21 protein-coding genes and 5 pseudogenes are annotated in these 25,013 nt (G+C 63.9%); 12 read left to right on the top strand and 14 right to left on the bottom strand.

The window, feature by feature from the left end:
* Positions 1-149 precede the first annotated feature (149 nt).
* The 5 genes from pcaD to AC1RWI_RS11510 form a co-directional block, all read right to left on the bottom strand.
* Entirely contained in the window at positions 150-929 is a 780-nt protein-coding gene (gene pcaD, locus AC1RWI_RS11530) for a 3-oxoadipate enol-lactonase (protein ID WP_492866497.1), read from the bottom strand.
* Between the two features lie 62 nt (positions 930-991).
* Positions 992-1,276: a muconolactone Delta-isomerase gene (gene catC, locus AC1RWI_RS11525; RefSeq protein WP_043346455.1), complete on the bottom strand. Its 285-nt coding sequence runs from the start codon at positions 1,274-1,276 to the stop codon at positions 992-994.
* Positions 1,277-1,332: 56 nt separating this feature from the next.
* Entirely contained in the window at positions 1,333-2,379 is a 1,047-nt protein-coding gene (locus AC1RWI_RS11520) for a cyclase family protein (RefSeq protein ID WP_043346457.1), read from the bottom strand.
* Between the two features lie 82 nt (positions 2,380-2,461).
* Positions 2,462-2,758 carry a YciI family protein gene (locus AC1RWI_RS11515; RefSeq protein WP_043346459.1) on the bottom strand — a complete coding sequence of 99 codons (297 nt, stop codon included), beginning with the start codon at positions 2,756-2,758 and terminating at the stop codon, positions 2,462-2,464.
* A 64-nt stretch (positions 2,759-2,822) separates the two neighbouring features.
* On the bottom strand, positions 2,823-4,166 hold the full coding sequence (locus tag AC1RWI_RS11510) for a short-chain fatty acid transporter (RefSeq protein WP_043346462.1): 1,344 nt from the start codon (positions 4,164-4,166) through the stop codon (positions 2,823-2,825).
* A gap of 304 nt (positions 4,167-4,470) precedes the next feature.
* On the opposite strand from AC1RWI_RS11510, the pseudogene AC1RWI_RS11505 reads away from it, so the two are divergent.
* A pseudogene (locus tag AC1RWI_RS11505) lies at positions 4,471-4,629 on the top strand (IS4 family transposase); the annotation flags it as partial.
* Here the strand turns inward: AC1RWI_RS11505 and AC1RWI_RS11500 are convergent.
* Positions 4,623-5,042 (bottom strand): annotated as a pseudogene (locus tag AC1RWI_RS11500) (hypothetical protein); the annotation flags it as partial. The pseudogenes AC1RWI_RS11505 and AC1RWI_RS11500 overlap by 7 nt on opposite strands.
* Positions 5,043-5,161: 119 nt before the next feature.
* Here AC1RWI_RS11500 and AC1RWI_RS11495 point away from each other — a divergent pair.
* Positions 5,162-5,275 (top strand): annotated as a pseudogene (locus tag AC1RWI_RS11495) (4-hydroxy-2-oxovalerate aldolase); the annotation flags it as partial.
* A gap of 66 nt (positions 5,276-5,341) precedes the next feature.
* On the opposite strand, the pseudogene AC1RWI_RS11490 reads toward AC1RWI_RS11495, so the two are convergent.
* The 4 genes and pseudogenes from AC1RWI_RS11490 to AC1RWI_RS11475 form a co-directional block, all read right to left on the bottom strand.
* Positions 5,342-5,545, bottom strand: a pseudogene (locus tag AC1RWI_RS11490) (helix-turn-helix domain-containing protein); the annotation flags it as partial.
* A gap of 37 nt (positions 5,546-5,582) precedes the next feature.
* Complete coding sequence (locus AC1RWI_RS11485) at positions 5,583-7,520, bottom strand: acyl CoA:acetate/3-ketoacid CoA transferase (protein ID WP_492866511.1); 1,938 nt, start codon at positions 7,518-7,520, stop codon at positions 5,583-5,585.
* A gap of 252 nt (positions 7,521-7,772) precedes the next feature.
* Positions 7,773-8,564 carry a 3-hydroxybutyrate dehydrogenase gene (locus AC1RWI_RS11480; protein ID WP_492866494.1) on the bottom strand — a complete coding sequence of 264 codons (792 nt, stop codon included), beginning with the start codon at positions 8,562-8,564 and terminating at the stop codon, positions 7,773-7,775.
* A gap of 23 nt (positions 8,565-8,587) precedes the next feature.
* Complete coding sequence (locus tag AC1RWI_RS11475) at positions 8,588-9,988, bottom strand: GntP family permease (protein WP_043346470.1); 1,401 nt, start codon at positions 9,986-9,988, stop codon at positions 8,588-8,590.
* A 391-nt stretch (positions 9,989-10,379) separates the two neighbouring features.
* Here AC1RWI_RS11475 and AC1RWI_RS11470 point away from each other — a divergent pair, with 391 nt between their 5' ends.
* Positions 10,380-11,873, top strand: coding sequence for a sigma-54 interaction domain-containing protein (locus AC1RWI_RS11470; RefSeq protein ID WP_492866492.1), 1,494 nt, complete (start codon positions 10,380-10,382; stop codon positions 11,871-11,873).
* Between the two features lie 173 nt (positions 11,874-12,046).
* Here AC1RWI_RS11470 and AC1RWI_RS11465 read toward each other — a convergent pair whose 3' ends face one another.
* Positions 12,047-12,226, bottom strand: coding sequence for a hypothetical protein (locus tag AC1RWI_RS11465; RefSeq protein WP_492866513.1), 180 nt, complete (start codon positions 12,224-12,226; stop codon positions 12,047-12,049).
* Here AC1RWI_RS11465 and AC1RWI_RS11460 point away from each other — a divergent pair.
* Positions 12,177-12,307: pseudogene (locus AC1RWI_RS11460) on the top strand (DDE-type integrase/transposase/recombinase); the annotation flags it as partial. The gene AC1RWI_RS11465 and the pseudogene AC1RWI_RS11460 sit on opposite strands and share 50 nt — an antisense overlap.
* A 330-nt stretch (positions 12,308-12,637) precedes the next feature.
* On the top strand, positions 12,638-14,296 hold the full coding sequence (gene panP / locus AC1RWI_RS11455) for a pyridoxal-dependent aspartate 1-decarboxylase PanP (RefSeq protein ID WP_492866490.1): 1,659 nt from the start codon (positions 12,638-12,640) through the stop codon (positions 14,294-14,296).
* A gap of 75 nt (positions 14,297-14,371) precedes the next feature.
* Here the strand turns inward: panP and AC1RWI_RS11450 are convergent, their stop codons facing one another.
* The 3 genes from AC1RWI_RS11450 to AC1RWI_RS11440 all read right to left on the bottom strand — a co-directional run bounded on the left by AC1RWI_RS11450 (position 14,372) and on the right by AC1RWI_RS11440 (position 17,314).
* Positions 14,372-15,142, bottom strand: a complete 771-nt coding sequence (locus AC1RWI_RS11450) for a GntR family transcriptional regulator (protein ID WP_492866488.1) — start codon at positions 15,140-15,142, stop codon at positions 14,372-14,374.
* 72 nt (positions 15,143-15,214) lie between these two features.
* Positions 15,215-16,222 (bottom strand): HpcH/HpaI aldolase/citrate lyase family protein, encoded by a 1,008-nt coding sequence (locus tag AC1RWI_RS11445; RefSeq protein WP_492866486.1) that lies wholly within the window; start codon positions 16,220-16,222, stop codon positions 15,215-15,217.
* Positions 16,223-16,246: 24 nt separating this feature from the next.
* The gene (locus AC1RWI_RS11440) at positions 16,247-17,314 is read right to left on the bottom strand and encodes a MaoC family dehydratase (RefSeq protein ID WP_492866484.1); all 1,068 of its coding nucleotides are present in this window, start codon (positions 17,312-17,314) and stop codon (positions 16,247-16,249) included.
* A gap of 357 nt (positions 17,315-17,671) precedes the next feature.
* On the opposite strand from AC1RWI_RS11440, the gene AC1RWI_RS11435 reads away from it, so the two are divergent.
* Genes AC1RWI_RS11435 through AC1RWI_RS11405 form a run of 7 tightly spaced genes read left to right on the top strand, consistent with a single transcriptional unit; the run spans position 17,672 to position 24,982 of the window.
* Positions 17,672-18,412, top strand: coding sequence for an IclR family transcriptional regulator (locus tag AC1RWI_RS11435; RefSeq protein WP_492866482.1), 741 nt, complete (start codon positions 17,672-17,674; stop codon positions 18,410-18,412).
* 31 nt (positions 18,413-18,443) lie between these two features.
* Positions 18,444-19,193: an SDR family NAD(P)-dependent oxidoreductase gene (locus AC1RWI_RS11430; protein ID WP_492866480.1), complete on the top strand. Its 750-nt coding sequence runs from the start codon at positions 18,444-18,446 to the stop codon at positions 19,191-19,193.
* Entirely contained in the window at positions 19,186-20,349 is a 1,164-nt protein-coding gene (locus AC1RWI_RS11425) for an acyl-CoA dehydrogenase family protein (RefSeq protein ID WP_492866478.1), read from the top strand. Before AC1RWI_RS11430 ends, AC1RWI_RS11425 begins: the two co-directional genes overlap by 8 nt.
* A 30-nt stretch (positions 20,350-20,379) precedes the next feature.
* Positions 20,380-20,880, top strand: coding sequence for a MaoC family dehydratase (locus tag AC1RWI_RS11420; protein WP_492866476.1), 501 nt, complete (start codon positions 20,380-20,382; stop codon positions 20,878-20,880).
* Complete coding sequence (locus AC1RWI_RS11415) at positions 20,877-23,012, top strand: acetate--CoA ligase family protein (protein ID WP_492866474.1); 2,136 nt, start codon at positions 20,877-20,879, stop codon at positions 23,010-23,012. Before AC1RWI_RS11420 ends, AC1RWI_RS11415 begins: the two co-directional genes overlap by 4 nt.
* On the top strand, positions 23,006-23,776 hold the full coding sequence (locus AC1RWI_RS11410) for a citryl-CoA lyase (protein ID WP_492866472.1): 771 nt from the start codon (positions 23,006-23,008) through the stop codon (positions 23,774-23,776). The genes AC1RWI_RS11415 and AC1RWI_RS11410 overlap by 7 nt, the downstream gene beginning before the upstream one ends.
* 39 nt (positions 23,777-23,815) lie before the next feature.
* Entirely contained in the window at positions 23,816-24,982 is a 1,167-nt protein-coding gene (locus AC1RWI_RS11405; protein WP_492866470.1) for an acyl-CoA dehydrogenase family protein, read from the top strand.
* Positions 24,983-25,013 lie beyond the last annotated feature (31 nt).

The following is a 25,013-nucleotide window of genomic DNA, read 5'->3' as shown; positions in this document are numbered from 1 at the left end:
CGTTCTACGCCTGGCCATTCAGAATGGTACATCTCCATAGCGTGGATGAAGTGGGCTTCCCCCTGATGCGAAAGCCCTCCCCCCCGTTCGGCTCTCACTCCGCGGCCCTCCGCTGGGTGATGCCTCCCTAGCATTCCAGCCAGAACAGCTCAATTCTGCAAGAATTCCAGCACGGCGTCCGTGAACCCTTCGACCTGCTCGAGGTTCGAAAGGTGCGCAGCGTCCAGTTCGGCATAACGTGCGCCCGGAATCTTCTGCGCCAAATACTGGCCGTCGTGCGGCGGCGTGGGGATGTCGCCGGAGCCGGCGATCACCAGCGTCGGGCGGGTGATGCCTGCCACGGTATCGCGCAGATCCGAGTCCCGCACCGCGCGACAGTTGGCGGCGTAGCCGGCGGCATCGGTGGCGGACAACATGGCTTGCAGCAATTGCACCAACGCGGGCTGGCCCGCGGCGTAGCCCGGCGTCAGCCATTTGTCGACCACGGCGTTGGCGATCGAACCCACACCGTCGCGTTCCACAGCGGCTGCGCGATTCGTCCAGTTTTCCGCTGGGCCAATATAGGCAGCCGTGTTGCACAGCACAACCTTGTCGAATCGGCCGGCATGGTTCAGCGCAAGCCACATGCCCGTGATGCCGCCCATCGAGAGGCCGCAGAAATGCGCGCGATCGATCTTCAATGCGTCGAGCAATGCGATCACATCTTCGCCGAGCTGCGGGATCGTGTACGGACCAGGCGTGACGGACGACTGGCCATGGCCGCGCGTGTCGTAGCGCAGCACGCGGAAGTGTTTGGCGAAGGCCTCGATCTGCGGATTCCACATGTCGAGGTTGGTGCCAAGCGAATTGGCCAGAACGAGGACGGGAAGCGTGTCGTCCCCGTCGAGGCGGTAGTGCAGGCGCACGCCAGGAAATTCAGCAAAGGGCATGAACGATAGCAGGTTAAGGGCGCGGCGGACAAGGCGCGCGCCGGATTGACGGAACGGCGGCCTTAGTTCTGGGCAATGGCCGAGCTGTGCTGGGCCAGCGCCGTGACGCTGATCTCCATGTACGGATACAGCGGCAGCGACATCAACAGCGTATGCAGTTCGTCGTTGTCACGCACGTCGAAGATGCTGACGTTGGCATACTTGCCGGCCACACGCCACAGATGGCGCCACTTGCCTTCACGCTGCAACTGCTGCGACAGCGCTTTTTCGTTCGCCTTCAGCTTTTCGGCGACTTGCGGGTCGAGATCGTGCGGAATGCGGACGGTCATTTCGGCCATGAACAACATAGGGGTCTCCTTTTGCTAGCGGTGTCGGGGATATCGGGGTGACCGGCGCCTGATGACTAGACGGTGGCGACGGGCGTGACGGGCGAACCCATCGCGCCCGGCAGCCGCAGTGGCGGCGCGGTCAGGAAGAAGCGCGTGCGGCGGTGGCTGCGCAGCCACGCCGCCAACTCGCGCAGGTACCAGAGTTCGCCAAGCGGCAATCCCAGCTTGAACAGGCAATGGTGGTGCAGCGGCAACGCCGGCGCAGCGCCGGCCGCCTCGCGCGCCGGAAATCGTTCGACGGCGTAGTTATCGGCCGCAATGGCGGCGATGCCGGAGTCGGTGATCCATTGCAGCAGCCGTTCGTCGCGGCCATCTAGCGCGGCGCAACTGTTGTGCAAGCGATGGGGATCGGGTTCGCGCTGCATTTCCAGCACCATCTCGGCAAAGCCGGTGCGCAGTACCAGGATGTCGCCTGATTCGACATCGACCTGGTGGGCCTCCATCGCGCGCATCAGGTCATCGTAGCCGATCGTCCGGAACTCCCGCCCAAAATACTCGGCCAGGTCAACCAGCACGCCACGGCCCTGGATGCTGTGCTCGGCCAGCGTCTCGATGCCCAGCGCATTGGCGCGGCTGTGATCATGTCCGCAAGCGTGAGCAGCGAAGCCGTCGTCCTCGCGGTAGTCGACCGGTCCGAGGATGTCGGCGTTGGGGCGGTAGCCGTTGTAGTAGACGCGCTCCGGCACGCCATCGCCGTCGGCGTCGAACAGGGCGCCGACATGGGCCAGCGAATCCCACTGAGTCGAATACTGGAGCGACAACAACACTTGGTCGTCGCTGAGCACGTCGGTCGCGCGAGGATCCACCTTGACGAGGGGAAAGTTGACGTACGCGATGCCTTCACGGTACGTAGGGCGCAGCACCGGCGGATGCCGCCGGATGTTGAGGCCGTTGCCGCCGGGATAGTCCAGCGGTAATGACAGGCAGAAGCGCTGGCCGGTGCGGATTTCGCGAGCCGCGGCGCGGATCCGTTCGGCGGTGAGCAGGTTCAGGCGACCGAGTTGGTCGTCGTGGCCGAAGTCGCCCCAGTTGGAGCCTTCCGGCCGATTCTTCCATCGCATGGCTTGCGTTTTCCAGTAGCGGGCTGGGGCGGCATGATGCCATGCCGCGCGCGTGGCACCGAGGCCTGTCGTTGATTGCGGTTCAGAGGCAGCAGGTGCCGTCGAGATAGGCCTTGCGCCAGCGCATGATGCGGACCTCGGCGAACAGGCTGGCTTTCGTGAAGGGGTCGGCGTCGATGAACGATTGGGCAGCTTCGCGCGTATCGACATCGATGATATAGACACCGCCGCCCGCATCGCTGCCGTCGTCGTTCAACTTGGCACCGCACGCGAGCAGCAGTTGCTTGTGTTGCTCAAGGAACTCGAGGTGGACTTGGCGGATCGCCTGGCGGACCGTCTGGTGGTTCGGCTTGTCCCAAGTTTCGATGAAGTAAGGCATCTAGCGTCGCCTGGTCAATGGCCCGCCGGCAGCGGGCCGTGGCAAATAAAGAGCGGACGCGTCGTCAGACGATCTGCGCGCCCCACAAGAGCATCGACACAATGAAGATGAAGCCCACCCAGAACATCATGATGACGGTATAGCCCATCACGTCCTTCAGGCTGAGCTTGGACAGCGCCAGCGCGGGCAGGATCCAGAACGGCTGCACAAGATCGTTCCAGGCGTTGCCAAGCATCACCGACATCGAGGTCTGGCTCACGGAGCTACCAATCGCCTTGGCGGCGTCGATCATGAACGGACCTTGGATCACCCAGTGGCCACCGCCCGACGGCGCGAAGAAGTTGATCACAAACGAGCTGACCAGGCCCCAGAACGGCAGCGTCTGCGGCGTGGCTATATCGACGAACACGCGCGATATGGTATCGACCAGGCCCGAGCCCGCCATGATCGCCATGATGCCGGCGTAGAACGGATATTGCAGGATGATGCCGGAGATCGTCTTGATGCCCTCGTTGAGCTTCGCCACGTACTTGACGGGCGTGCCCAGCAGCAGCACGCCGATGAACAGGATCAGGAAGTTGATCAGGTTCAGGTCCAGTGTGCCCCCCTGCGTGAAGTACAGCACGGCGTACGCGAGCCCGCACACGCCAATCACGAGGCTCAGCAACCGGCTGTTGTTCATGCGCCAAGCCAGTGTGCCGTCGCCGCCGATGCTGTGCGAGACTGCAGCGGCAGCATCGTCCTTATCCTCGGCGCGCGTGTCCAACTCGACCACGTCCTTGGCATCGCGTGGGTGCAGCCAGGCGTTGAGCAGCGGCAGCGTGACGATGACCGCCAGGCTGGTTAGCAGCATCGGCATGGAAAAGATGGTTTCGGACAAGGGGATCACGCCCATCAGCTTTTCCATCGGGTGCCCCTTGGTGGAGATCAGCACCGGGATGCTGGCCGACAGGCCGAGGCCGTACATCGTGAAGCCGCTATAGGCCGAAGCGATGATCAGCGGGTAGTGCACGCCCTTGACGCGGCGGGCCAGTTTCTTGGCGATGATGCCGCCGATGACCAGACCGAAGCCCCAGTTCAGGTAGCTGCCGATGCCGCCCACCAGGGTGGCAACGATGATGGCGCCATGCGGCGTGTTGACCTTGCCGACGATCCGGTCGAGCAGGCGGTCGGTCAGTGGCGCGGTGGCCAGCACGTAGCCCATGGCCAAAATCACCGCCATCTGCGTGGTGAACGCGAGCAGATTCCAGAAGCCCTTGCCCCAACTGACGATCACGGCCGGCGCGGCTTGGCCCTGCACCAGCATCGCCATAACCATCGTCAGCAGCGTCAGCCCGATGGCGAAAACAAACGGATCCGGCAAATACCGGCGCATCAGTTCTGTAAAGAACCCAGCAATCTTATTCACTTCACTGTCCCCTAAATGTAGCCAAATTCACCGTATGTCGAACATTAGTTCTGTAGACGAACAAATGCGGCGGTTGCGCGCATCCTAGACGCTTAGTTTTGTGGCGTCAAGTCAACAAATAAGCGAATTATTGCGTTTTCACAAATAATCCAAATTTGTGCAGCGCGGCATTGCGAGTCCAAGCGATCGCCCAAAAAGGTCCGCGCCAATCGCTATGACGTCACACTGGCGTACCGACACTGGAGATCGCTCCACTGGGGATGAAGGAACGGAACTCGCTCGGAGGGACGCCCGTGACCATGGAGCAAACCTTGGCGGATTCCTTGGCCGCAAGAGTGATGGCGAGCCCGGCGTGAAGACGATTTGGCTGGGGCTGAAAGAAGTGCATGTCGCGGCGAAGACACTGCGAGGCTTACGAGCCGTCGACGATGGGGGCAATTGTGTATACCCCACATGCTCATAGTGATGCACCGCTTCCATCATCAGCGCCACGACCAGATCGATCAGGCTGCGGGCTTCCTCGGGATCCAGCTCCTGGATCAATGCCGTCGAGCCGGCCACATCCGCGAACAGTGCGGAGATGGCCTTGCGCTCACCACCGGCGTCCCCGCCCTTTGCCTCCATGGCGGCCTGCTCGGCGCGAATCCGCTCCGCCAGATGGGGCGGCGTATAAAGAATAGGAGCTGGCAATGCGTGCAGTGCATCTCGCCCCGCGAATGCCTGTGCCTGCCCCGCAGCTGCAATCCGGGCGGTTGGCAAGGCGGCGCTGCAGCAACCGAGACTGCCCTTGCCGCCCCAGGTTTGGCAGAGGGCAGCAAGACACGGCTGGTGCCGGCCGCCGATGAGCTGATGGTGGACCTGCGCTTTGTACGGGATAATTTTGGGCACGCGTCCATCTCGACCACCAGCGCCTATCTGCACACCGAGGACGATGCGCGACACGAGGCAACCCAGGAGCGGCACCGATTCGGTTGGACACGCGAAGGGTGACGGGCTATGGCCTGAAGACCGTCGATATCCTTGTCGAACTGGGTCGTCGAAAGATGGTCGGTGGGCAGGAGGATATGATTGTGGACGTCGCACTGGATCTCGCGCGAGAGGCCGTCTGACTCCGTACAATCTGGAACCCCGGGAGCCCCGGGCGCGAACCGTCCCTCAGGTTCCTGCGTTTCACAGGCCAGCGCGATCAACTGTAGCCGCGCCTCGTGCGTGATGCGTGGCGGACGGCCACTACGCTCGCCCTCGCGAATGCCTTGGGCACCGTGCTTGGCAATGCGCTTACGCCAGAGGCAGACCGTTTGTACCGATACGTCCAATTCCCGCGCAATGGCGGTATTGGAGTGGCCCTCGTGAGCCCACAACGCGATTCGCGCGCGCATGACATCTCGCTATCCCACCCATTTACAGGATGTTGTACTAGTCCAGATGTTCCCCAGCTTCATTCTCGCTCGAGAAGAGCCTGAGATCGCCCAGATGCTGCGCCAACGCGCTCTTGAGTTGAGCGCGCTCGAAGGCACTGGTGGTGTAGCGAGTCACGCTGCGATAATAACGTGCGCTCAAATCGGCCATCATCTCCGCGTAGGCCTCGGCCAGCTCCGGCAGGAAACTGAAATGCTCATAGTTGACGATGGCCGATACCTTCTCGCCGATCGGCGCCAGGCGCTCGTCAACAGCGCGTCGGATACGCTCGATATCGTCGACGCTGCAGACCTCCATTCCCGCGAGATTGATATAGAGGCACTTGGTCTCTGCGTCGTAGCGCAACCGCTGCGCTATCGGCAGATCCAGCAACTGAGCACGCAATCCCATGGGGGCGTGAGCAAAGATGCGCGCGTCCATGATTTTCAGTGGCGTGCGAACAGAGGGACGGAAGGTCATGTGCGCAAGAATATCGCCTTGCAGATCCATCCCCGGTGCGATCTCTGTCAACTCAATCCCGGACTCGCCCAACTCGAATACGCATCGTTCAGTGATGTATAGAATCACTGTTCCGGCCTCGCGTGCGAATCCGCCGCTGAAGGTTCGGTGCTCGACTGCGTCAACGAATTTGACTGCGGGCCTGTCGTGGCGCACGCTCACCCTGCCTTCTTCGACGACAAGCTCGAACTTGTCGGCGGTAAACGTCCCGACAAATACGACCTTGCGCGCGTTCTGCGAGATATTGATGAAACCGCCCGCCCCGGCCAGCCGGTGGCCAAAGCGACTGACGTTGACGTTGCCTTGCGCATCCGCCTGCGCCAGACCGAGAAAGGCAACGTCGAGTCCGCCGCCATCGTAGAAATCGAACTGGCTTGGCTGGTCAATCACGGCTTGCGGATTGGTCGCAGCGCCGAAGTTCAACCCGCTGGCCGGAATGCCGCCAATCACCCCTGGCTCCGCGGTCAGCGTCAGCAGATCAATGATTTTCTCCTCCGCCGCAACGCTTGCGATGCCCTCCGGCATACCGATGCCCAGATTCACAACGTCGTTGTTACGCAGCTCCATCGCCGCACGCCGGGCAATGATTTTCCTCGCGTTCAGGGGCATGCCGCCGATGCTCGCCAGCGGCACACGCAACTCACCCGCGAATGCCGCGCTGTATGGCACGGCAAATGTCTGCATGTGATACTCCGGCTTTTCCGCCACCACCACCGCATCGACCATCACCCCGGGAATCTTGACCTCGCGCGGCCTGAGCGTGCCGCGCTCTGCCAGGCGCTCGACCTGCGCTATGACAATGCCACCGCTGTTATGCGCCGCCATCGCAATGGCTTGTGCTTCGAGCGTCAGCGCCTCGCGCTCCATCGTGATATTGCCATCCGGATCGGCAGTGGTGCCGCGGATGATACCGACGTGGATCGGAAAAGCCTGATAGAAGAGGTACTCGCGGCCATCGATCGGCATCAGCCGCACAAGGTCGGTCTGCGTGCGGGCGTTGAGTTTTCCGCCGCCCCACCGTGGATCGACGAAGGTACCGAGGCCGACGCGCGTCAATGTGCCTGGTTTGCCGGCAGCAATGTCGCGAAACAGGTGGCAGATCACCCCCTGCGGCAAATTCCACGCCTCGATCGCATTGTTGACGGCCAGTTCCCCCAACCGCGGCACCAGGCCCCAGTGACCGCCGATCACGCGTCGTACAAGACCCATGTGGCCGAGATGATTTAGCCCCCGGTCCTTCCCGTCGCCCTGCCCGGCCGCGTAGACCAGTGTCAGATTGCGCGGATAACGCAGATCGGATGACTCGGCTGCCTGGCTCTCCAGAAACAACTCTTCCATCGCGACCGCGATGTTCTCCGCGAAACCGATACCGACGAAGCCGCCAGTGGCAACCGTATCGCCATCCCGTATCAACTGCACCGCCTGGCGCGCGCTCATTATCTTGCCGGTCCGCGCACCATAGAGATCCTGTTTCGCAAAGGAATCGCTCACGTTGTTGTCTCCCGCCCGTCTTTAGTCACAATACGCCGGCTGGCACTATTATGCGATACCTGTGAAGTAGTGCGCTGCCATTGGCGATGGAGGTGTCGGAGGCTGCTGCCAGTGCGCTCCCCATGCCGGCAAATGGGGATCCGGCTGCGTCCGACACCCAGGCAGAAGCCCTCTACTTGCTCCCAGGTTCGAGGCCGCCTACTGCGCCGTCCAGCCGCCGTCAATCTTCAGTTCGGCGCCGCGCATCTCGCTGGCGGCGCCGGAGCACAGGAACACGGCCAGTTCGCCGATCTGCTCCGGCGTGACGAACCGCGCCGAAGGCTGCTTCTCGCCCAGCAGCCTGACGCTGGCCTCGTCCGGCGCAAGGCCTTCGCGCCGGGCAAGGTCGTCGATCTGCTGCTGCACCAGCGGGGTCAGCACCCAGCCCGGACAGATTGCGTTGACCGTGATGCCGCTGCGCGCGGTTTCGAGCGCGGCCACCTTGGTCAGGCCGATCACGCCGTGCTTGGCCGCCACGTAGGCGGACTTGCCCGCAGACGCGACCACCCCGTGGACGGAGGCGATATTGATCACCCGGCCCCAGCCGCGTGCGCGCATGGCCGGCAAGGCAGCGCGCATGGCGTGGAACGTGGCGTTCAGGTTGATGGCGATCACCGCGTCCCAGCGCTCCGCGGGGAAGTCCTCGATGGGCGCGACGAACTGGATGCCGGCATTGTTGACGAGGATGTCCACGCCACCGAAGCGTTCGGCCGCGAAAGCGACCATCGCTTCGATCTCGCCGGGCCGGCTCATGTCCGCGCCGTGGTGGATGGCACGCACGCCAAGCGCCTCGATCTGTGCGACGGCGCCCTCGGCGTCGCCGAATCCGTTCAGCACGATGTCGGCGCCCGCCTTGGCCAACGCCCTGGCGATGCCGAGGCCGATCCCGCTGGTCGAGCCGGTGACGAGGGCGGTCTTGCCCGCGAGCGGGGCGGAAGAGGTAGTAGTCATGATGAATCAGCTCCGAAGCGTAGTCAGACCAGGCCGGTCACATAGAACGTGACAATCACGAAGAACACGGCGAGCGTCTTGATCAGCGTCACGGCGAAGATCTCGCGATAGGATTCCCGGTGCGTCAGCCCGGTCACGGCCAGCAAGGTGATGACCGCGCCGTTGTGCGGCAGCGTATCCATGCCGCCGCTGGCCATCGCGACCACGCGATGCAGGACATCCAGCGGTATCTGCATTTCCTGCGCGGTCTTGATGAAGGTGTCCGACATCGCGGCCAGCGCGATGCTCATGCCGCCCGAGGCCGATCCCGTGATGCCAGCCAGGGTCGAGACCGAGACGGCGGCATTGACGAGCGGGTTCGGGATGCTCTTGAGTGCATCGCCGACCACAAGAAAGCCGGGCAAGGCCGCGATGACGCCGCCGAAACCGTACTCCGACGCGGTGTTGAGCGTGGCCAGCAATGCGCCGGAGATCGCCACCTTGGTACCGGAGGCGAAGCGCTCGCGCACGCGGCCAAAGGCGGTGGCCAAGACCAGCAGGATGCCGAGCAGCAACGCGCCCTCGACGGCCCAGATCGCCACCACGCTCTTGATCGACACGGTCAGCGGGGCGTGCACGCCCGGCAGCACGGACGGATCCACCGAGTACTTGTCGCCGTACCACTGCGGGATCAGCTTGGTCAGCGCGAAGTTGGCCACGCCGACCAGAATCAGCGGAGCGATCGCGAGCATCGGGTTGGGCAGGTGGGTCGAGTCGACATGCTCAGGTTCGTTGAGCAGCGAGTCGCCATAGCCCTCGCCTCGCGCGGCCGCCGCGCGCCGGCGCCATTCCAGGTAGGACAGCCCGACCACGACGATGAAGGCCGCGCCCAGGGTACCCAGCATGGGTGCCGCCCAGGCAGTGGTCTTGAAGAAGGTGGTGGGGATGATGTTCTGGATCTGCGGCGTGCCCGGCAGCGAATCCATCGTGAAGCTGAAGGCGCCCAGGGCGATCGCGCCCGGCATCAGCCGCTTGGGGATATTGCTCTGCCGGTACAGTTCCGCAGCGAAAGGATAGACCGCGAACACCACGACGAACAGCGAGACACCGCCGTAGGTCAGCAGCGCGCACACCGCGACGATGACTGCATTGGCGCGTGAGCGGCCGATGTACTTGATTGCCGCGGCAACGATGGATTCCGAAAAGCCCGACAACTCGATGACCTTGCCGAACACGGCGCCGAGCAGGAATACAGGAAAGTACAGCTTGACGAAGCCGACCAGCTTCTCCATGAAGATGCCAGAGAAGACCGGTGCCACGGCTTCGGGGTTGACCAGCAGAACCGCGCCGAGCGCAGCGACGGGGGCGAACAGGATCACGCTATAGCCGCGGTACGCGACCAGCATCAGGAACGCCAGTGCGGCGATCACTATCAGGAAGGACATCTTGTCTCCAATCGTTTTGTCCGTGTGAATACGCTGCCGGGCGGTTGGCTTGCCCGTCAGGGCGTGGTGAAAGGCACCGCGCGGCGGTGATGCAACGCACAAAACGTGCCACTGGCGCGCAAATCCTTGTCCCACGCGGCATTCCGGCTTCCCTGGCGGCTCACGGCGAGGGCACGGTCCCGTCGGTCCGGTGATTGCGGGTACAATCCGTCTCGATCTGGAGACACAACCTGGGGCGATCTCCGCCGCAAGGGCCACCGACCGCCCCAGGAAGCAGGGAAAGTGGCCGAATGTCTTTCGGATGCCACGTCTCAAAACATGGACACACTGTCTCCATTAAGAGACCAGAGACGAGTAGGCCGGCATGCGCGGCGCCATCAGGAACGTTGAAATGAACGCTAACGACAGCGGCAAGCTGCTGGCCGACTACGGTCACGTACGCAAGCTGGCCATGCAGTCACTGTTCGATACGCTGGACGCCTCGAGCGAAGGCACGGTGGTGGTCGACCAGGATGCGCGCATCGTCTGGATCAACCAGGACTATGCGGCGCGCTTCGGCTTCGCCGATCCGCGCAATGCCATCGGCCGGGACTGCGAAGCCGTGATCCCTCACAGCCTGATGCGCGAGGTGGTGACGAGCGGCGAGCCCATCCTGCTCGATATCCTCGAAACCAGCCGCGACCCGCTGGTGGTCACGCGGCTGCCAATCAAGGACGGCCAGGGGAACACGATCGGCGCGGTGGGCTTCGCTCTGTTCGCCGAGCTGAAGGCGCTGACACCGTTGTTCAGCCAATACTCGCGCCTGCAGGCGGAGTTGATCGCCACACGACAGTCACTCGCCCAGGCCCGCCGCGCCAAGTACACCTTCTCCAGCTTCGTCGGCACCAGCGCCGCCAGCCTGGAAACCAAACGCCTGGCGCGCCGCGCGGCGCAGCTCGGCTCGCCGGTGCTGCTGCTGGGCGAAACCGGCACCGGCAAGGAACTGCTGGCGCACGCCATTCACGGCGCCTCGGGGCGCGCCGACAGGCCACTGGTCACCGTCAACGTCGCCGCCATCCCGGACACCCTGCTCGAGCTGGAGTTCTTCGGCGCCGCCGCCGGTGCCTATACCGGGGCGGACCGCAAGGGGCGCGTCGGCAAGTTCGAACTCGCGCACGGTGGGACACTGTTCCTCGACGAGATCGGCGACATGCCGCTGCCGCTGCAGGGCAAGCTGCTGCGTGTTCTGCAGGACAAGGAGTTCGAGCCACTGGGTTCCAACCGCATCGTGCGCGCCGATGCCCGCATCATTGCCGCAACCTCAGCCGACCTGCCGGCCCTGGTGGCGCAGGGGAGGTTCCGCGCCGACCTGTACTACCGGCTCAATGTGCTGACCATCCACGTACCGCCGCTGCGCGAGCGCCTGTCGGATATCGAGGCGATGTCCTACGCCATCCTCGACCGACTCTGCTCGCAGCGCGATGCCGGCCATCTGGAATTGGACGAGGAAGCGTTGCGGCTGCTCTGCGCCTACCACTGGCCCGGCAATGTGCGTGAACTCCAGAACACGCTGGAGCGCGCGGTCATGCTGTCGGACAGCGAGCGAATCGACGCGCGCTCGCTGGCGCGCTTCATCGGCGATGGCCATGGCATGGCGGGCCTCGGCACGCACGCGGATGCCCCGCGCGGCGGGGAGGACGCTGCCCCGGGCAAGGACGATGCGAGCGAGGCGACTGCCGCCGCCACGCCGCAGCGGTACGAGGAGGCGATGCGGGCATTCGAGCGGCGCCTGCTGTCGGATGCGCTGCGCGCCACCGGCGGCCGCGTCGCCGAGGCTGCCAGCCGGCTCGGCATCGGTCGCGCGACGCTGTACAAGAAGATCGCAGCGCTCGGCATCGAACCCTAGATGTCCTCGCGGCGATTCCGGGAACCGTTCACGAGCAAAGAAACACCCTGCAGCAGGATCGGCGGCAGGGTGAATATGGCAGTTTCATTGCATGTGGCAAGCCTCACGGCGGCGCTTTCCAAATCGGGCCGGCCTGTCGAATGAATCGCCCCGCGACCCCACATCGCGGCGACTCACGGACAATTGCCGATGACATAGCAGCCAGCGGCCGTCTGCGCCAGCGTGTTTGTGTAGAACAAGTTGTCCAGCCCCATGTTCTGGTTCGAGCCGTTCGCGTTGGCAGTACCGGCGCTGTTGTTGCCGGGCCAGTGGAAGTATCTGTAACGGGCGGTCGACCAGGCGGGAAATGCCATCAACTTCCCGCTGCGCGCCCAGCGAGACAAGGCCGCAGCACTGCGGTTTTCGAGAAGGCCATCGCGCAGCACGCCCAGCCGGTGTCACCCGGTGAATCCAGGAGCCTGAATCAAGAACCGCTCTGACAACGTCACGAAGCGCCGTAAATCACGGGGTATCATTCGCTAGAGGCCTACCCTTCTGGTAGCCATAACGTCGCTCACGCACGAGCGCTTCCTCGCTGCCCGCCAACCGCGCGCTGGCTGATGGCCGGCAGCAGGAAGAAGCTCCCGGGCGGCCACCCTGACTGGCGCTCGTTTGCCGCCGCGAAGGCACGCACGATGCGCTATCGGAGTCACGACCTGTGGCGGATCCCGTCCGCTCCGGCATAATGCCCGGCACACCATGGCGGCACTAGATTGAACTGGGTAATGCAAATGAAGCCGGACATCCCTCGCGAAAAGACCTCACAAAGCACAGACGGGGGCGACGACTGCCCCTTGCGCTGGTTCGATGCGGATCGCGGCGCATTCGAGTCGCTCGAACAATGGATCGCCGAGCATCCGGCGGATTTCTTCGCGGGCGAGCGTTTTGATCCGGTCGGCGCTTGCGCCACACGCGAGGCGGTGTTCGCGTCGGTAGAACTGCCAGAGACGCCGACATCGCCGCAAGCGCATGCCGATCATCTGCTCCACGACGTTTTTCGGCACGTGATGCCCGTGGCATCGCCAACATTCGTCGGACACATGACGTCGTCGCTACCGTCGTTCATGCCTTCGCTGGCCAAGGTGGTGGCGGCGCTGAACCAGAACGTCGTGAAACTCGAGACGTCGGGCGCGCTGACAGGACTCGAGCGCCAGGTCATCGGCATGCTGCACAAGCTGGTGTTTGCCCAGGACAGCGCGTTTTATGGGAGGTGGCTGCACGATGCCGACCACGCGCTCGGCGCGATCTGTTCTGGCGGCACGGTCGCCAACCTCACCGCGTTATGGGCGAGCCGCAACAAGTTGCTGGGCGCGTGTGATGGCTTCGCCGGCATCCATCGCGCCGGCATGGTGGCCGCGCTGCGCCACTACGGCCATGACGGGCTCGCGATCGTCGTCTCGGAGCGCGGCCACTACTCGTTGCGAAAAGCGGCCGATGTCCTTGGCATCGGGCGCGACAATCTTGTACCGGTCGCGGTCGATGCGGACGGGCGCATGCGCATCGACCTGCTGCGCGACACCCTGCGTGACCTGCAGCGGCGCAACATCCGGCCGATGGCAATCGTCGGCATAGCGGGGACGACGGAGACGGGCGCGGTCGATCCGCTCGACGCGATCGCGGATGTGGCCCAGGAGGCCGGCTGCCATTTCCACGTGGATGCCGCCTGGGGCGGCGCAACGCTCCTGTCGGAGCGCGAGCGCTGGCGCTTCGCGGGCATCGAGCGTGCCGATTCCGTCGTCATCGATGCGCACAAGCAGTTCTACGTGCCGATGGGCGCCGGCATGGTGCTGTTCCGGAGCCCGGCGTGGACGCAGGAAATCATCCAGCATGCGAACTACATTGTGCGCAAGGGCTCGGTGGACCTGGGGCGCCATACGCTCGAGGGATCGCGGGGCGCTGCGGCAGTCATGCTCTACGCAAACCTGCACCTGCTCGGTCGCAAGGGGTTGGCGCAGTTGATCGATCGCAGCATCGATAACGCCCGCTACTTTGCATCCCTGATAGCGCGGCAGCCGGATTTCGAGCTCAATAGCCGCCCGCAGCTTTGCATCCTGACCTATCGCCATGTGCCCGAGACCGTGCATGCCGCGCTGGCAACGGCGTGCGCCGAAAGGCGCGACAAGATCCTGGACGCCCTGGATGCGCTGACCATCAGCATCCAGGAAATGCAGCGCGATGCCGGCCGTTCGTTCGTATCGCGCACGCAGTTGATGTCGGCACAGTGGGGTGGGCGCCCGATCGCCGTTTTCCGCGTGGTGCTGGCCAACCCGGATACGACGCATGCCATCCTGCAGGACATCCTCGACGAACAGCGCGCGCTGGCGGCGGCCAGCCCATGCATGGCGCCGCTGATGGCGCTGGTGGCGGCGCCGGACGCAGCATGAAGCATTTGCAGCTGGCGGGCGCCGTTCGGCGCAAGACCGTGTCTCGCTGGTAACCCTGACCCAAGGAGGCAACAACTATCCCCGAGTCCGCCTCAACTGAAATGCCACGGATACACGGTCTGCAGGATAGATGGTGTCGGTAATTTCGAGGATCCGGCCCCCGGCACTCTTGTAATGGCGGATCAGGCGCAAACCGGCGGAGTTTGCTGGCACGCCCAGCTTGCTGGCCAGCGGTTCCTCGATCAGCATCCCGGTCACGACCTGGCGGATCTCGGCGATGGCCTGGCCGCACTCCCGCTCGATCAGGGCACTGACAAGCACGTCCGGATTGTCGCGGATCGTCTGACTGATGCGGGAGAGCGCAGCGTCGACGTAGATCTCAGCCCATGCCACCGGAGTGCCGCCCTTTCTCGCGGCAACGCGCGTGCCGGAAAACACCAGCCATTCGCTTTTTACTGGCGCCTGCAAGTGCCTCGCGGCGGCTCGATCCAGCGTGACATCGCGGACGTCCTCAATGGCGCGGACTTCCGTCGCCGCAACCTGCACCAGATCTTCCACGGTGCCGAACGATTGCGTAAACGATGCCTTGGGATTGGCGCTCTCGACCATGGTCCCGACCGACTTCCTGCGGGAGATGTAGCCCAGGTCCTGCAACCGTTGGAGCGCGGCGCGCACGGTGTGCCGGCTCACGCCGTGCAATGCCGCCAGTTCGTGCTCGGTGGGCAGCAAGCTGCCCACCACATGCCGGCCATCCGCGATATCGGTGACCAGCGTGCTGGCCAGTTCCGCGTAGCGTGTGGGCGAGCCGGTTGATTCGGGCCTGGTGTCTTTGGGTCTGGCGCTCATGGACGGTTTGCAGTGTGGTGGGGCATTTGCATCGCAAATTGTACGCACAATCCATGTGCCTTCGTCCTTGTGCTAAGCGCTGGCGCCCTCTTGGAAGAAGCGCGCCTCGGCTTCATCCGGCAACGGCATGCCGGTAATCTTCGCCTTCTCCAGGACGCTCCAGAAGTAGCGGTAGGTTGCGCGATCATGCAGCTCGCCCTTGTACTGGATCGGCCCCCAGTCGGCATCCTGCGCGGCTATCAGGATGGCGCTGGCATCGGCCACTTCCGTGAAGTCAGGCCGCATGGCATTGACGATGGGCTGGATCTGCGCCGGGTAGATGCTCCACATGCGCAGGAAGCCGAATTGCAAGCGCGCGCGGCTTGCGTCGCTGGCGATGACTTCGGCGTCTTTCAGGTTCAGGCAGACGTTGTGCGCGGGGACGATGCCGTTGGCCAGCGCGGCAGCCACCATGTCGGCCTTGGCACGGGCCAGCAGCGCATGCTCGAACTGGCCCGGGCTGCGCATGGCCGCGGCGGGAATGGCGCCATGATGGCCGCTGACAAAGTCCATCAGGCCAAAGTCGAGCACCTCGATATGCGGTAACGCTGCGATGTGAAATACGTCCCGCAGCGCGCCGTGCGTTTCGATCAGGACGTGGACCGGCACGATGCGGTTCACACCGGCTTCGCGGGTTTTATGGCCGATATAGTCGATCACCTCCCTCACCTGCTCGTGGTTCGTCGCTTTGGGGATGGTGATGTATGCCACCCGGCTTGCAGCTTGCCCGATGACGATGTCCACGTCTTGCCGCCATGCGGGGTGCGCGGGATCGTGAATGCGGACCCCCGCCTTGTCAAATCGGTTCCGGTCGGAGTTGATCATGCGCACGACCATGGCCGCGTGTTCCTTCTCCTGTCCGGCGGCGGCGCCATCCTCGCAGTCGCAGGTGATATCGAACACCGGGCCGTATTCGACCTGCAGGTCCATGGCCTTGCCGATCAGCTTCTCGCTCCCGGCAAAGTGTTCGCAGGCGGACAGTGCGGGGAATGCCCTTTCGCCGGCAAAGAGGGCAAGTTTCGGATGGGTGGCCGTGGTCATGACGTTCTCCAATTGTTGTGTTTCTTACTGTGCTGTTCGAGGGATGGCGATGGTGTAGTCAAGGTCGAGCACCACATTCGACGGATGCTCCGCCCTGCCGCCCTCCGGGCCGGGAAACTGGATTTCCGCGGCGCTACCGATGTTCTTTGCACCGATCGTGCGCAGCCGCAGCCCGCCAACGTGGCCGCTGCCAAGATCCAGCTTGTCCAACACCATCGACGCGCAACAGATGGTGTCGCCGGCATAGGTGGGATTGACGTGGCTGCCGCCGTTGACGGCGAGGATGGAGAGTGCGTTCTCCAGACCGTCATAAGACAGCGCCTTGCAGATCGAGATGATGTGGCCGCCGTAGACCAGCCGCTCCCCGCCCGGCGTGGACGCCATGGCAAAGCCGTCGAAATGGGCCTTCGCTGTGTTCTGGTACAGCCGCGTGGCGATGCTGTGATCGCTGTCGTTGACCGTCATGGCGGCACCGTGGTCGATCCGTTCGCCGGCTTCGTAGTCGTCCCACAGGTCGGTTACGCCGGTCGTCATGCAGATGTCCTGCACGCCAGCGGTGTAACCCTGCCGCGCAAGACGCGATGGCGCCACCACGCCTTCGAGCGACGGGATTACGGTGGGCCCGCATCGGGCGGCCGGATCGCGCTTGTGCACCATGACCCAGCGGATCCATGTCAGGACAGCCTGTCCGGTCTGGTTCATGGCGGTGGAACGCACATAGACCACACCGCTCTTGCGGTTCGAGTTCTCTTTCAGGCCGATGACCTCGCTTTCCACTGCGAGCGTGTCGCCCGCATAGACATGTGCCAAGAAGCGCACGTCCGAGTAGCCGAGATTGGCCACGGCATTCAGGGAAATATCCGGCACGGTCTTGCCGAAGGCGGTATTGAAAACCAACAGGTCTTCCAGGGGCCACCGCTCCAGTCCCGCCAGCCTGGCGTTGGTGGCAGCTGTGTACAGCGCGGCGCGGCTGCCGGTCAGCCCGATATACATGCCACGGTCGCCGTCGGTCAGCGTGCGCGGTGTGGCGTGGCGAAGCCTCATGCCGACGCGAAAGTCTTCGAAGTAATTGCCGCTGCGATTCTTGGTCATCTCCTGCCCTTCGTGCTGCTTGGCCCGCCTGCTTGCATGCACCGGTCCTTGCGACTTATCCAATTAGGTACGTACATAGTCTGGCTCGCAAGCCATCCAGTCAACGCCCCCACCCGATATTCCTCAAGAACTACCAAATTTCTTCTTTCTGTTTCAGACAAAAGGAAGCAAAAGAGCAAGCCGTGCGTCTTCTGATGCTCTGCATCACATTGTACGTACATATTTTCTTAGACTCTCATGTTATTCGACACATCGTAGAAATGTACGCCCCCTCGAAAAAAACCTTGCGGCAGATCGGCCCACTTCGTACACTGGTATCAAATCTCGTGGATATGTTCGATATTTCGGAGAAAAGACTTGCCAACCCAGATACCAGCTGTCGGCCGCACCATGGCTGTGTTCGAGGCGTTTGCCCGTGAAAAGCGAGACCTGTCCAATTCAGACATGGCCAAGCTGTTGTCGGTCGCTGACAGCAGCTGCTCCGACCTGCTGCACACCCTGCATTCGCTCGGCTTCCTGATGCGCACCTCGCGCACGCGGCGCTTCTATCCGACCGCGAGGTTGCTGGAAACCGCGCGGCAGATCGCCAGAAACGATCCGCTGACACAGCTGGCGCAGGAGGCCGTTGGCCTGCTGACCGAAAAGACCAACGAAAGCGCCTTCTTCGGCGTGCTGGAACCGCTCGCTGTCAGGGTTGCGGCTACCGCCCAGAGCAGGCTGCCGCTGCGCTACATCCTGGACGTCGGCGAGCGCGTCGCGCTGCACGCCTCCGCATTGGGCAAGGCCATGCTGGGCATGTTGCCCGAGGGCGAGGCCCGCGCCCGGCTAGACATCGTCAAGCGCCCGGCCGTCACGCCGAACACGGTGGTAGACCTGGAACCGTTGATGGCGCAGTTGGCGCTCGGTCGTGAGCAAGGCTGGTATGAGGCGCATGACGAAGGCACCGCCGGGGTCACGGCACTGGCCGTCTCGGCCCGCCTGGGCGACCGCCCGGTGGCCATCTCGCTGGCCGGGCCGACCGAACGTATCGAGACGCATCGCGAACTTTACCTGGCTGCCTTGCGCGAAGTGCGCAATGCGCTGCTAGCCAATAACTGAACCCACTGAACGCAACGCAACAGGAGCAGACATGGATCTTGGATTGAACGGCCGCGTGGCAATCGTCACTGGCTCGGCGCGCGGTATTGGCGCCGAAACCGCCCGCATGCTGGCCAAGGAGGGCATGGCGGTGGTCATCACCGACCTGGACCTTGATGCCGCTAGCGAAACCGCGCACGGCATTGAGGCGACCGGCGGCAAGGCCATTGCCGTGCAGTGCGATGTACGCAACGAAGAGCAAGTGCGCAACATGGTTGGCGCCGGCAAGGAAGCCTTCGGCAGCGTAGACGTGCTGGTCAACAACGCAGGACTGGTCAAGGACCGCACTATCCTGAAGATGGACGAGGCGGACTGGGACCTGGTGCTGAACGTGACCCTCAAGGGCAGCTTCCACTGCGTTCGCGCAGCGCTGCCGTACATGCATGAAAACGGGTGGGGCCGGATCATCAATATCAGCTCGCGCGCGCTGTTCGGCAATCCCGGCCAAGCCAACTATTCCACTGCCAAGGCCGGCATCATCGGCTTTACCCGTGCGCTGTCGCTGGAGCAGGCACGCAAAGGGGTGACCGTCAACGCCATCGCCCCGGGCTACATCGAGACCGAATACATCAAGAGCCTGCCCAACTACGACACCATCCTCGAGAACGTGATGGCCAAGAACGCCGTGACATTCCCGGGGCAGACCAGCGATATCGCCGGCGCCGTCGCCTTCATGGTGTCGGAACACGCCCGCTACATCACGGGTACCACCCTCTTCGTGACCGGAGGCCGCTATGGTTGATCCCAATGTCGACGTCGACGGCCTCGATGCCGATCAACGGCTGCTGCGCGACAACATCCGCCGCTACCTGAAGGAACACGTTGCCCCGCGCATCGACCAGGCGGAGAAGGACAAGCACTTCCCGCACGAGGTGCTGACCGGCCTCGCCGACTTCGGCTACTTCGGTGGCTATCTGCCGGAGGCCGACGGCGGCCTGGGCCTGGACTACCTGACCTGGGCTGTGATGATGGAGGAAGCCGGCTACTGCTGGCTGTCGCTGCGCATCCTGCTCAACGGGCTGAACATCGTCTCGGGCATCATCAACGCCTACGGCACCGAAGACCAGAAAGAGCGCTTCATGCGCCCACTCCTGCGCAACGAGCGCAAGGCCTTCGTGTCGATCTCCGAACCGGATGTCGGCTCCAACGTGGCGGAGATCAAGACCCGCGCCGACAAGCACGGCGACCGCTACGTGCTCAACGGCAGCAAGCTGTGGATCACCAACGGCCTGTTCGCCGACTTCGGCATTGTGGTAGCGCGCACCTTCAGCGAGACTTGCAACGGCGAACTGTCATTGTTCCTGGTCGAGCGCGACCAGACCAAGTATGACGCTACCCCGGTCGAAACGATGTTCACGCGCAGCACCGGCACGTCCGCCTTCACCTTCGAGAACGCCGAAGTGCCCGCCGCCAACCTGCTCGGGCAGGAAGGCCGGGGCCTGCGCCAGATCCTGATTGGCCTGAACTTCGGTCGCCTGAATGTGGCCATGGGCGCGGTAGGCGCGGCCCAGTCTGCGCTGGACCTGTCGGTCGACTACGCACTGCAGCGCAAGCAGTTTGGTCGCCAGATCGGTTCGTTCCAGCTGGTGCAGAAGCACATCGTGGACATGACCATGAAGACGCAGGCTGCACGCGCGCTGGGCTACCGCGCTGCACGTTCGATGCAGAACGGCAGCTCCCGCACGGAATGCTCCATCGCCAAGCTATACGCCACCGAAGCCGCCTTCGATGTAGCCAACCTGGCGTTGCAGGTGCACGGCGGCATGGGCTACGCCACCGGATACCCCATCGAGCGCATTTTCCGCGACACGCGCGGTGGAATGATTCCGGAGGGCACCACAGAAATCCAGACCCTCATCATCGGCCGCGAGATCCTGGGCATCAGCGCGCTGACCTGATCCCTGACACGCCATACGGAGACACAAGACATGACCCAACCCGCTATCCTCGAACAGATTGCCAACACCACGCTCTACTGGGAAGACCTCACGCCCGGCATGACATACGTTACCTCGTCGCGCACCATCACCGAGGCGGACGTGGCCGCCTTTGCCGCGCTCACCGGCGACTTCAACAAGGTGCATGTTGATGCCGAATACGCGAAGGGCACCATCTTCGGCCAGCGTATCGCGCATGGCATGCTGGTGGCCTCGTTCATGGCCGGCCTGACCTCGCGCTCGATTCCCAACCAGTTCTTCGAAGGTTCGCTCTTCAGCGTGCTGGAGAACCGCCTGAAGTTCCCCAAGCCCACCTTCATCGGCGATACGCTCCGCGTTGAGATCGAAGTGGTGGAGCAGAAGGCCACCAGCCGCCCGGACCGCGGCATCATCGCCTTCCTGCGCAAGGGCATCAACCAGCGCGGCGAAGTGGTGGCCGAAATGGCCGCCACCTGCCTGTTCAAGCGCCGCACGTCCGGAGAAGCGCAATGAGCAGCCAGGGCATCTGGTTCAGCGACCTGTCACGGCTGGTGAACCCGCGCTCCATCGCCCTGGTGGGTGCATCGGAGAAGCCGGACAGCATCGGTGGCCGCACGCTGGAGAACCTGACCACCTTCTCCGAGTTCAAGGGTGATCTCTACCTGGTCAATCCCGGGCGCACCGAAATCCACGGGCGACCGTGCGTCGCCTCGGTCCACGACCTGAAGGACGCACCTGACCTGGCCATCCTGGCCGTGCGCGCCGACATGGTCATCCAGACGCTGCGCGACTGCGGCAAGCTGGGGGTCAAATTTGCCATCGTCTTCACCTCGGGCTTTGGCGAGACCGGCGAAGACGGCCGCGCAGTGGAAGCCGAGATGCGCGAGATTGTCGTGAGCACCGGCATGCGCATCTACGGGCCGAACTGTCCGGGCCTGAACAACATGAACGCGCGCCTGGGCCTGACGTTCTCGCCCGCGTGGCGCATCGACCGCCGCCCTGGCCCCATCGGCGTGGCCACGCAGGGTGGCGGCCTGGGCCGCTCCTTCATCCAGGCGATGGACCGTGGCGTGGGCGTGGGCCTGTGGTGCTCAGGCGGCAACGAGGCTGACCTCGAGGTCAGCGACTACATCCACTACATGGCCGACGCGCCGGACATCGAAGTGATCGTCACCACGCTGGAAGGGGTGCGCAACGGCCCGCGCTTCATGGCCGCTGCGCTGCACGCGGCGCGCCGCGGCAAGCCCATCGTAGCCATCAAGGTGGGCAAGTCGGAATACGGCGCCAAGGCGGCGCAATCACATACCGCCGCCATAGCCGGCTCGGCCGAGATCAACACCGCCGTGTTCCGACAACTGGGCATCATCGAAGTCGACGATATCGACGAATTGATCGACGTGGCTTCCCTGCTGGCACGCCGCAAGCCCACGGGCAAGGAACAGCTGGCCGTGTACAGCTTCTCGGGCGGCACCGCGGCGCTGGCCTCCGACATGGTCGGCCTGGCCGGCCTGAAGCTGGCCGAGTTTGCCCCGGCGACAACCGAGGCACTCCGGGCTGCACTCCCTGGATTTGCCGCGTTCAGCAACCCGGTGGACGTGACCGCGGAGGTGCTGGTCAACACGGAAGTGAGCTACGCCACGCTCAAGGCCACCGCTAGCGACCCCAACACCGATCTGGTTCTCGTGCCGATCCCGGTCGAGTATGGCAAGACCACCGCCATGCTGGCAGACAGCATGGTGCGCGTGCAATCCGAGGAAGCCGCCACCCCCATCGTGCCAGTGTGGATGAGCGACCGCACCGGCGAAGGCCAGCGCAAGCTGATCGAGGGTGGACTGATGCCCATGCGCGCGGTTGGCAACGCCGTGCTGGCTGTCAAGCGCTTCATCGAATACGGCCGCTGGAAGGCCAGGTTCGACCGCCAATGGCGACCGCTGGCCAGCATGGCCGGCGCCTGCGCCACCGCCAACCTGTCGGAAGCCAAGACCAAGGCGCTGCTGGAACAGGCCGGTATCCCCACGCCTAAAGGCGTGGTGGCGCGATCGCCCGATGACGCGGCCCAGGCCTTCCGCGATGTGGCCAACGGCCGCGCGGTGATGAAGATCGTCAGTGCCGCCATCACTCACAAGACCGATATCGGGGGCGTGCGCCTGGGCATCGCATCTGAGAGTGCGGCCGTCGCGGCGTATGTGGAAATTCACGCCAACGGCAGCAAGGCCTGCGCCGCGCCGCAGATCGAAGGCGTGCTGGTGGAACCGATGCTGCCCTCGCCATTCATTGAAGCCGTGGTGGGCATCCACCGCGACCCGGTATTCGGCCATGTCTGCACCTTCGGCCTGGGCGGCGTCAGCATCGAGCTGTTCAAGGACGTCAGCCGCCGTCTGCTGCCGCTCACGCAGGCATCGGCGCACGAGATGATTACCGAGACGCGCTGCTACGAACTGCTGAAGGGATACCGGGGCCAGCCGGCTTTCGACATCGACGCGCTGGCCGGCGCGCTGGTGAAGCTGTCCGACTTTGTCGTCAGGCACGCAGGCACCATCGAAGAACTGGAAATCAACCCCCTTGCGGTGCGCCCGCAAGGCCAGGGAGTGACCGCGCTGGACGCTGTCCTCTCGTATCAGGGCAAGGAGCCTGCCACATGGTAAAGACTGAAATCGGCTACACCACCACGGACACGATCGTGGTGCGTGGCCTTAACCTCGCCACCGAAATCATCGGCAAGTTCGACTTTGTCGACATGATCTTCTTCACCACGCTGTCGCGCCTGCCCAGCCCGCAGGAAAAGACCATGGTCAACGCGCTGCTGGTCACCACCGCCGACCACGGCATCACGCCCAGCTCGCTGGCCGCGCGCCTGACCTACATCGGCGCGCCGGAAGCGCTGCAAGGCGCGGTGGCCACCGGCCTGCTCGGCGCCGGCAGCGTGTTCCTCGGCCCCATGCAGAACGCCACCGAGATGCTCAATGAAGGCACCCGCGAGCTGACGGACGACGCGACGGACGATCAGGTGCTGGAAGCCGCCCGCACGCTGATCCACCGCTACAAGGAGCGACGCCAGCAGGTGTTCGGCGTGGGCCATCCCATCCACGTGGACGGCGACCCGCGCGTGCCCGCGCTGCGTGAGCTCTCTCGTCAGAACGGCTACTACGGCCTGCACTGGCGCCTGATGGACGCCATCGCACAGGTGCTGGTGAAGGAGCAGAACCGAAAGCTGCCGATGAACGTGGTGGGCGCGATCGGCGCCATCGTGGCCGCCATGGGGCTGGACCCCCTGATCGCGCGCGGCCTGGCGCTGGTGGGCCGCTCGGCAGGCCTACTGGCCCATGTACTGGAAGAGAAACAGGAACCGATGGCGCGCGAGGCGTGGCAGCTCGTCCTGAAGGCCGACCCGCGCAACGTACTGCCGTAAGCGGCCGCCCCAGACTATCGAAGATCAAAGGAAGAGACGATGCAGAAACTGACCGAAGAGCGGCGCATGATCCAGGAGGCCGCGCGCCAGTTCACGATGGAGCGCGTGCTGCCGATCGCCAACAAGCTGGACCCGGAAAAAGGCCAGATTCCGCGCGAGCTGATCGACGAGATGGCCGAGCTTGGTTACTTCGGCATCCTGATCCCGGAGGAATACGGCGGCCTGGGCCTGGGCGCCTACGAATATTGCCTGGTGGCCGAGCAGCTCTCGCGCGGCTGGATGAGCGTGGGCAGCCTGATCGCCCGCGGCAACGGCTTGATCGGCGCACTCAAGGGCCTGTCGCCGGAGAAGAAGGCCGAATACCTGCCGCGCATGGCACGCGGCGAGTTCCTTGGCGCCTTCTCGCTTTCCGAGCCCAACGCCGGCTCGGACGTGGCAAATATCTCGTGCCGCGCCGTGCGCGACGGCGACGACTGGGTCATCACCGGCAGCAAGTACTGGTGCACCTTTGCCGATGAGGCCGATTTCATCCTGGTGATCTGCCGCACCGACCCCGTGATCGACCCCAAGGCGCGCCACAAGGGCCTGTCCGCCTTCATGGTGGAAAAGCCGCGCGGCGAACTCCCGGAAGGCGTCAAGGGCAGCATCATCCCCAAGATCGGCTACCACGGCTGGACCACCTGGGAGCTGGCCTTCGACGGCTGCCGCGTGCCGGCCTCGAAGATGGTCGGCGAACAAGGCAAGGCCTTCTACCTCGCCACCGCAGGGCTGGAAACCGCCCGTGCCCACACCGCAGCCCGCTCGATCGGCCTGGCCCAGGGCAGCCTGGAGGATTCCATCCAGTATGCGAAGGACCGCGCCCAGTTCGGCTCGCCCATTGGCAACTTCCAGGCCATCCGCTTCAAGCTGGCCGACATGGCCACGCAGATCGAAGCCGCGCGAGCGCTGCTCTATGCCGTGTGCGAGACGATTGACGACGGCACCCGTGCCGACACAGAAGCCTCGATGGTCAAGCTCTTCGCCAGCGAGATGTGCGAGCGCGTGACCAGCGAAGGCATGCAGATCCACGGCGGCGCGGGCTACACCACGCACTTCGCCGCCGAGCGTTACTGGCGCGATGCGCGCCTGACCAAGATCTTCGAAGGCACCTCCGAAATCCAGATGCGCATCATCTCCGATGCCATGCTGGGAAAGATTGCCGCCTGACAAGGAGTGCCTGTGCAGACCCAAGCCAAAC

Source organism: Cupriavidus sp. MPR-AND1C, from assembly GCF_058809705.1.
This window is presented reverse-complemented; position numbering and strand designations above follow the sequence as displayed.

Excerpts from the sequence above, each read along its gene's own strand:
- AC1RWI_RS11485 (WP_492866511.1), bottom strand. The coding sequence starts at position 7,520 with ATGAGCGCGCGCCAGGCGGTGCAGTTGATACGGGATGGCGATACGGTT.
- AC1RWI_RS11480 (WP_492866494.1), bottom strand. The coding sequence starts at position 8,564 with ATGACTACTACCTCTTCCGCCCCGCTCGCGGGCAAGACCGCCCTCGTC.
- AC1RWI_RS11410 (WP_492866472.1), top strand. The coding sequence starts at position 23,006 with ATGGTAAAGACTGAAATCGGCTACACCACCACGGACACGATCGTGGTG.
- AC1RWI_RS11520 (WP_043346457.1), bottom strand. The coding sequence starts at position 2,379 with ATGCGATGGAAGAATCGGCCGGAAGGCTCCAACTGGGGCGACTTCGGC.
- AC1RWI_RS11420 (WP_492866476.1), top strand. The coding sequence starts at position 20,380 with ATGACCCAACCCGCTATCCTCGAACAGATTGCCAACACCACGCTCTAC.
- AC1RWI_RS11415 (WP_492866474.1), top strand. The coding sequence starts at position 20,877 with ATGAGCAGCCAGGGCATCTGGTTCAGCGACCTGTCACGGCTGGTGAAC.
- catC (WP_043346455.1), bottom strand. The coding sequence starts at position 1,276 with ATGTTGTTCATGGCCGAAATGACCGTCCGCATTCCGCACGATCTCGAC.
- AC1RWI_RS11440 (WP_492866484.1), bottom strand. The coding sequence starts at position 17,314 with ATGACCAAGAATCGCAGCGGCAATTACTTCGAAGACTTTCGCGTCGGC.
- AC1RWI_RS11475 (WP_043346470.1), bottom strand. The coding sequence starts at position 9,988 with ATGTCCTTCCTGATAGTGATCGCCGCACTGGCGTTCCTGATGCTGGTC.
- AC1RWI_RS11515 (WP_043346459.1), bottom strand. The coding sequence starts at position 2,758 with ATGCCTTACTTCATCGAAACTTGGGACAAGCCGAACCACCAGACGGTC.
- AC1RWI_RS11445 (WP_492866486.1), bottom strand. The coding sequence starts at position 16,222 with ATGACCACGGCCACCCATCCGAAACTTGCCCTCTTTGCCGGCGAAAGG.
- AC1RWI_RS11465 (WP_492866513.1), bottom strand. The coding sequence starts at position 12,226 with ATGGCATTTCCCGCCTGGTCGACCGCCCGTTACAGATACTTCCACTGG.
- AC1RWI_RS11450 (WP_492866488.1), bottom strand. The coding sequence starts at position 15,142 with ATGAGCGCCAGACCCAAAGACACCAGGCCCGAATCAACCGGCTCGCCC.
- AC1RWI_RS11470 (WP_492866492.1), top strand. The coding sequence starts at position 10,380 with ATGAACGCTAACGACAGCGGCAAGCTGCTGGCCGACTACGGTCACGTA.
- AC1RWI_RS11405 (WP_492866470.1), top strand. The coding sequence starts at position 23,816 with ATGCAGAAACTGACCGAAGAGCGGCGCATGATCCAGGAGGCCGCGCGC.
- AC1RWI_RS11425 (WP_492866478.1), top strand. The coding sequence starts at position 19,186 with ATGGTTGATCCCAATGTCGACGTCGACGGCCTCGATGCCGATCAACGG.
- AC1RWI_RS11430 (WP_492866480.1), top strand. The coding sequence starts at position 18,444 with ATGGATCTTGGATTGAACGGCCGCGTGGCAATCGTCACTGGCTCGGCG.
- pcaD (WP_492866497.1), bottom strand. The coding sequence starts at position 929 with ATGCCCTTTGCTGAATTTCCTGGCGTGCGCCTGCACTACCGCCTCGAC.
- panP (WP_492866490.1), top strand. The coding sequence starts at position 12,638 with ATGCAAATGAAGCCGGACATCCCTCGCGAAAAGACCTCACAAAGCACA.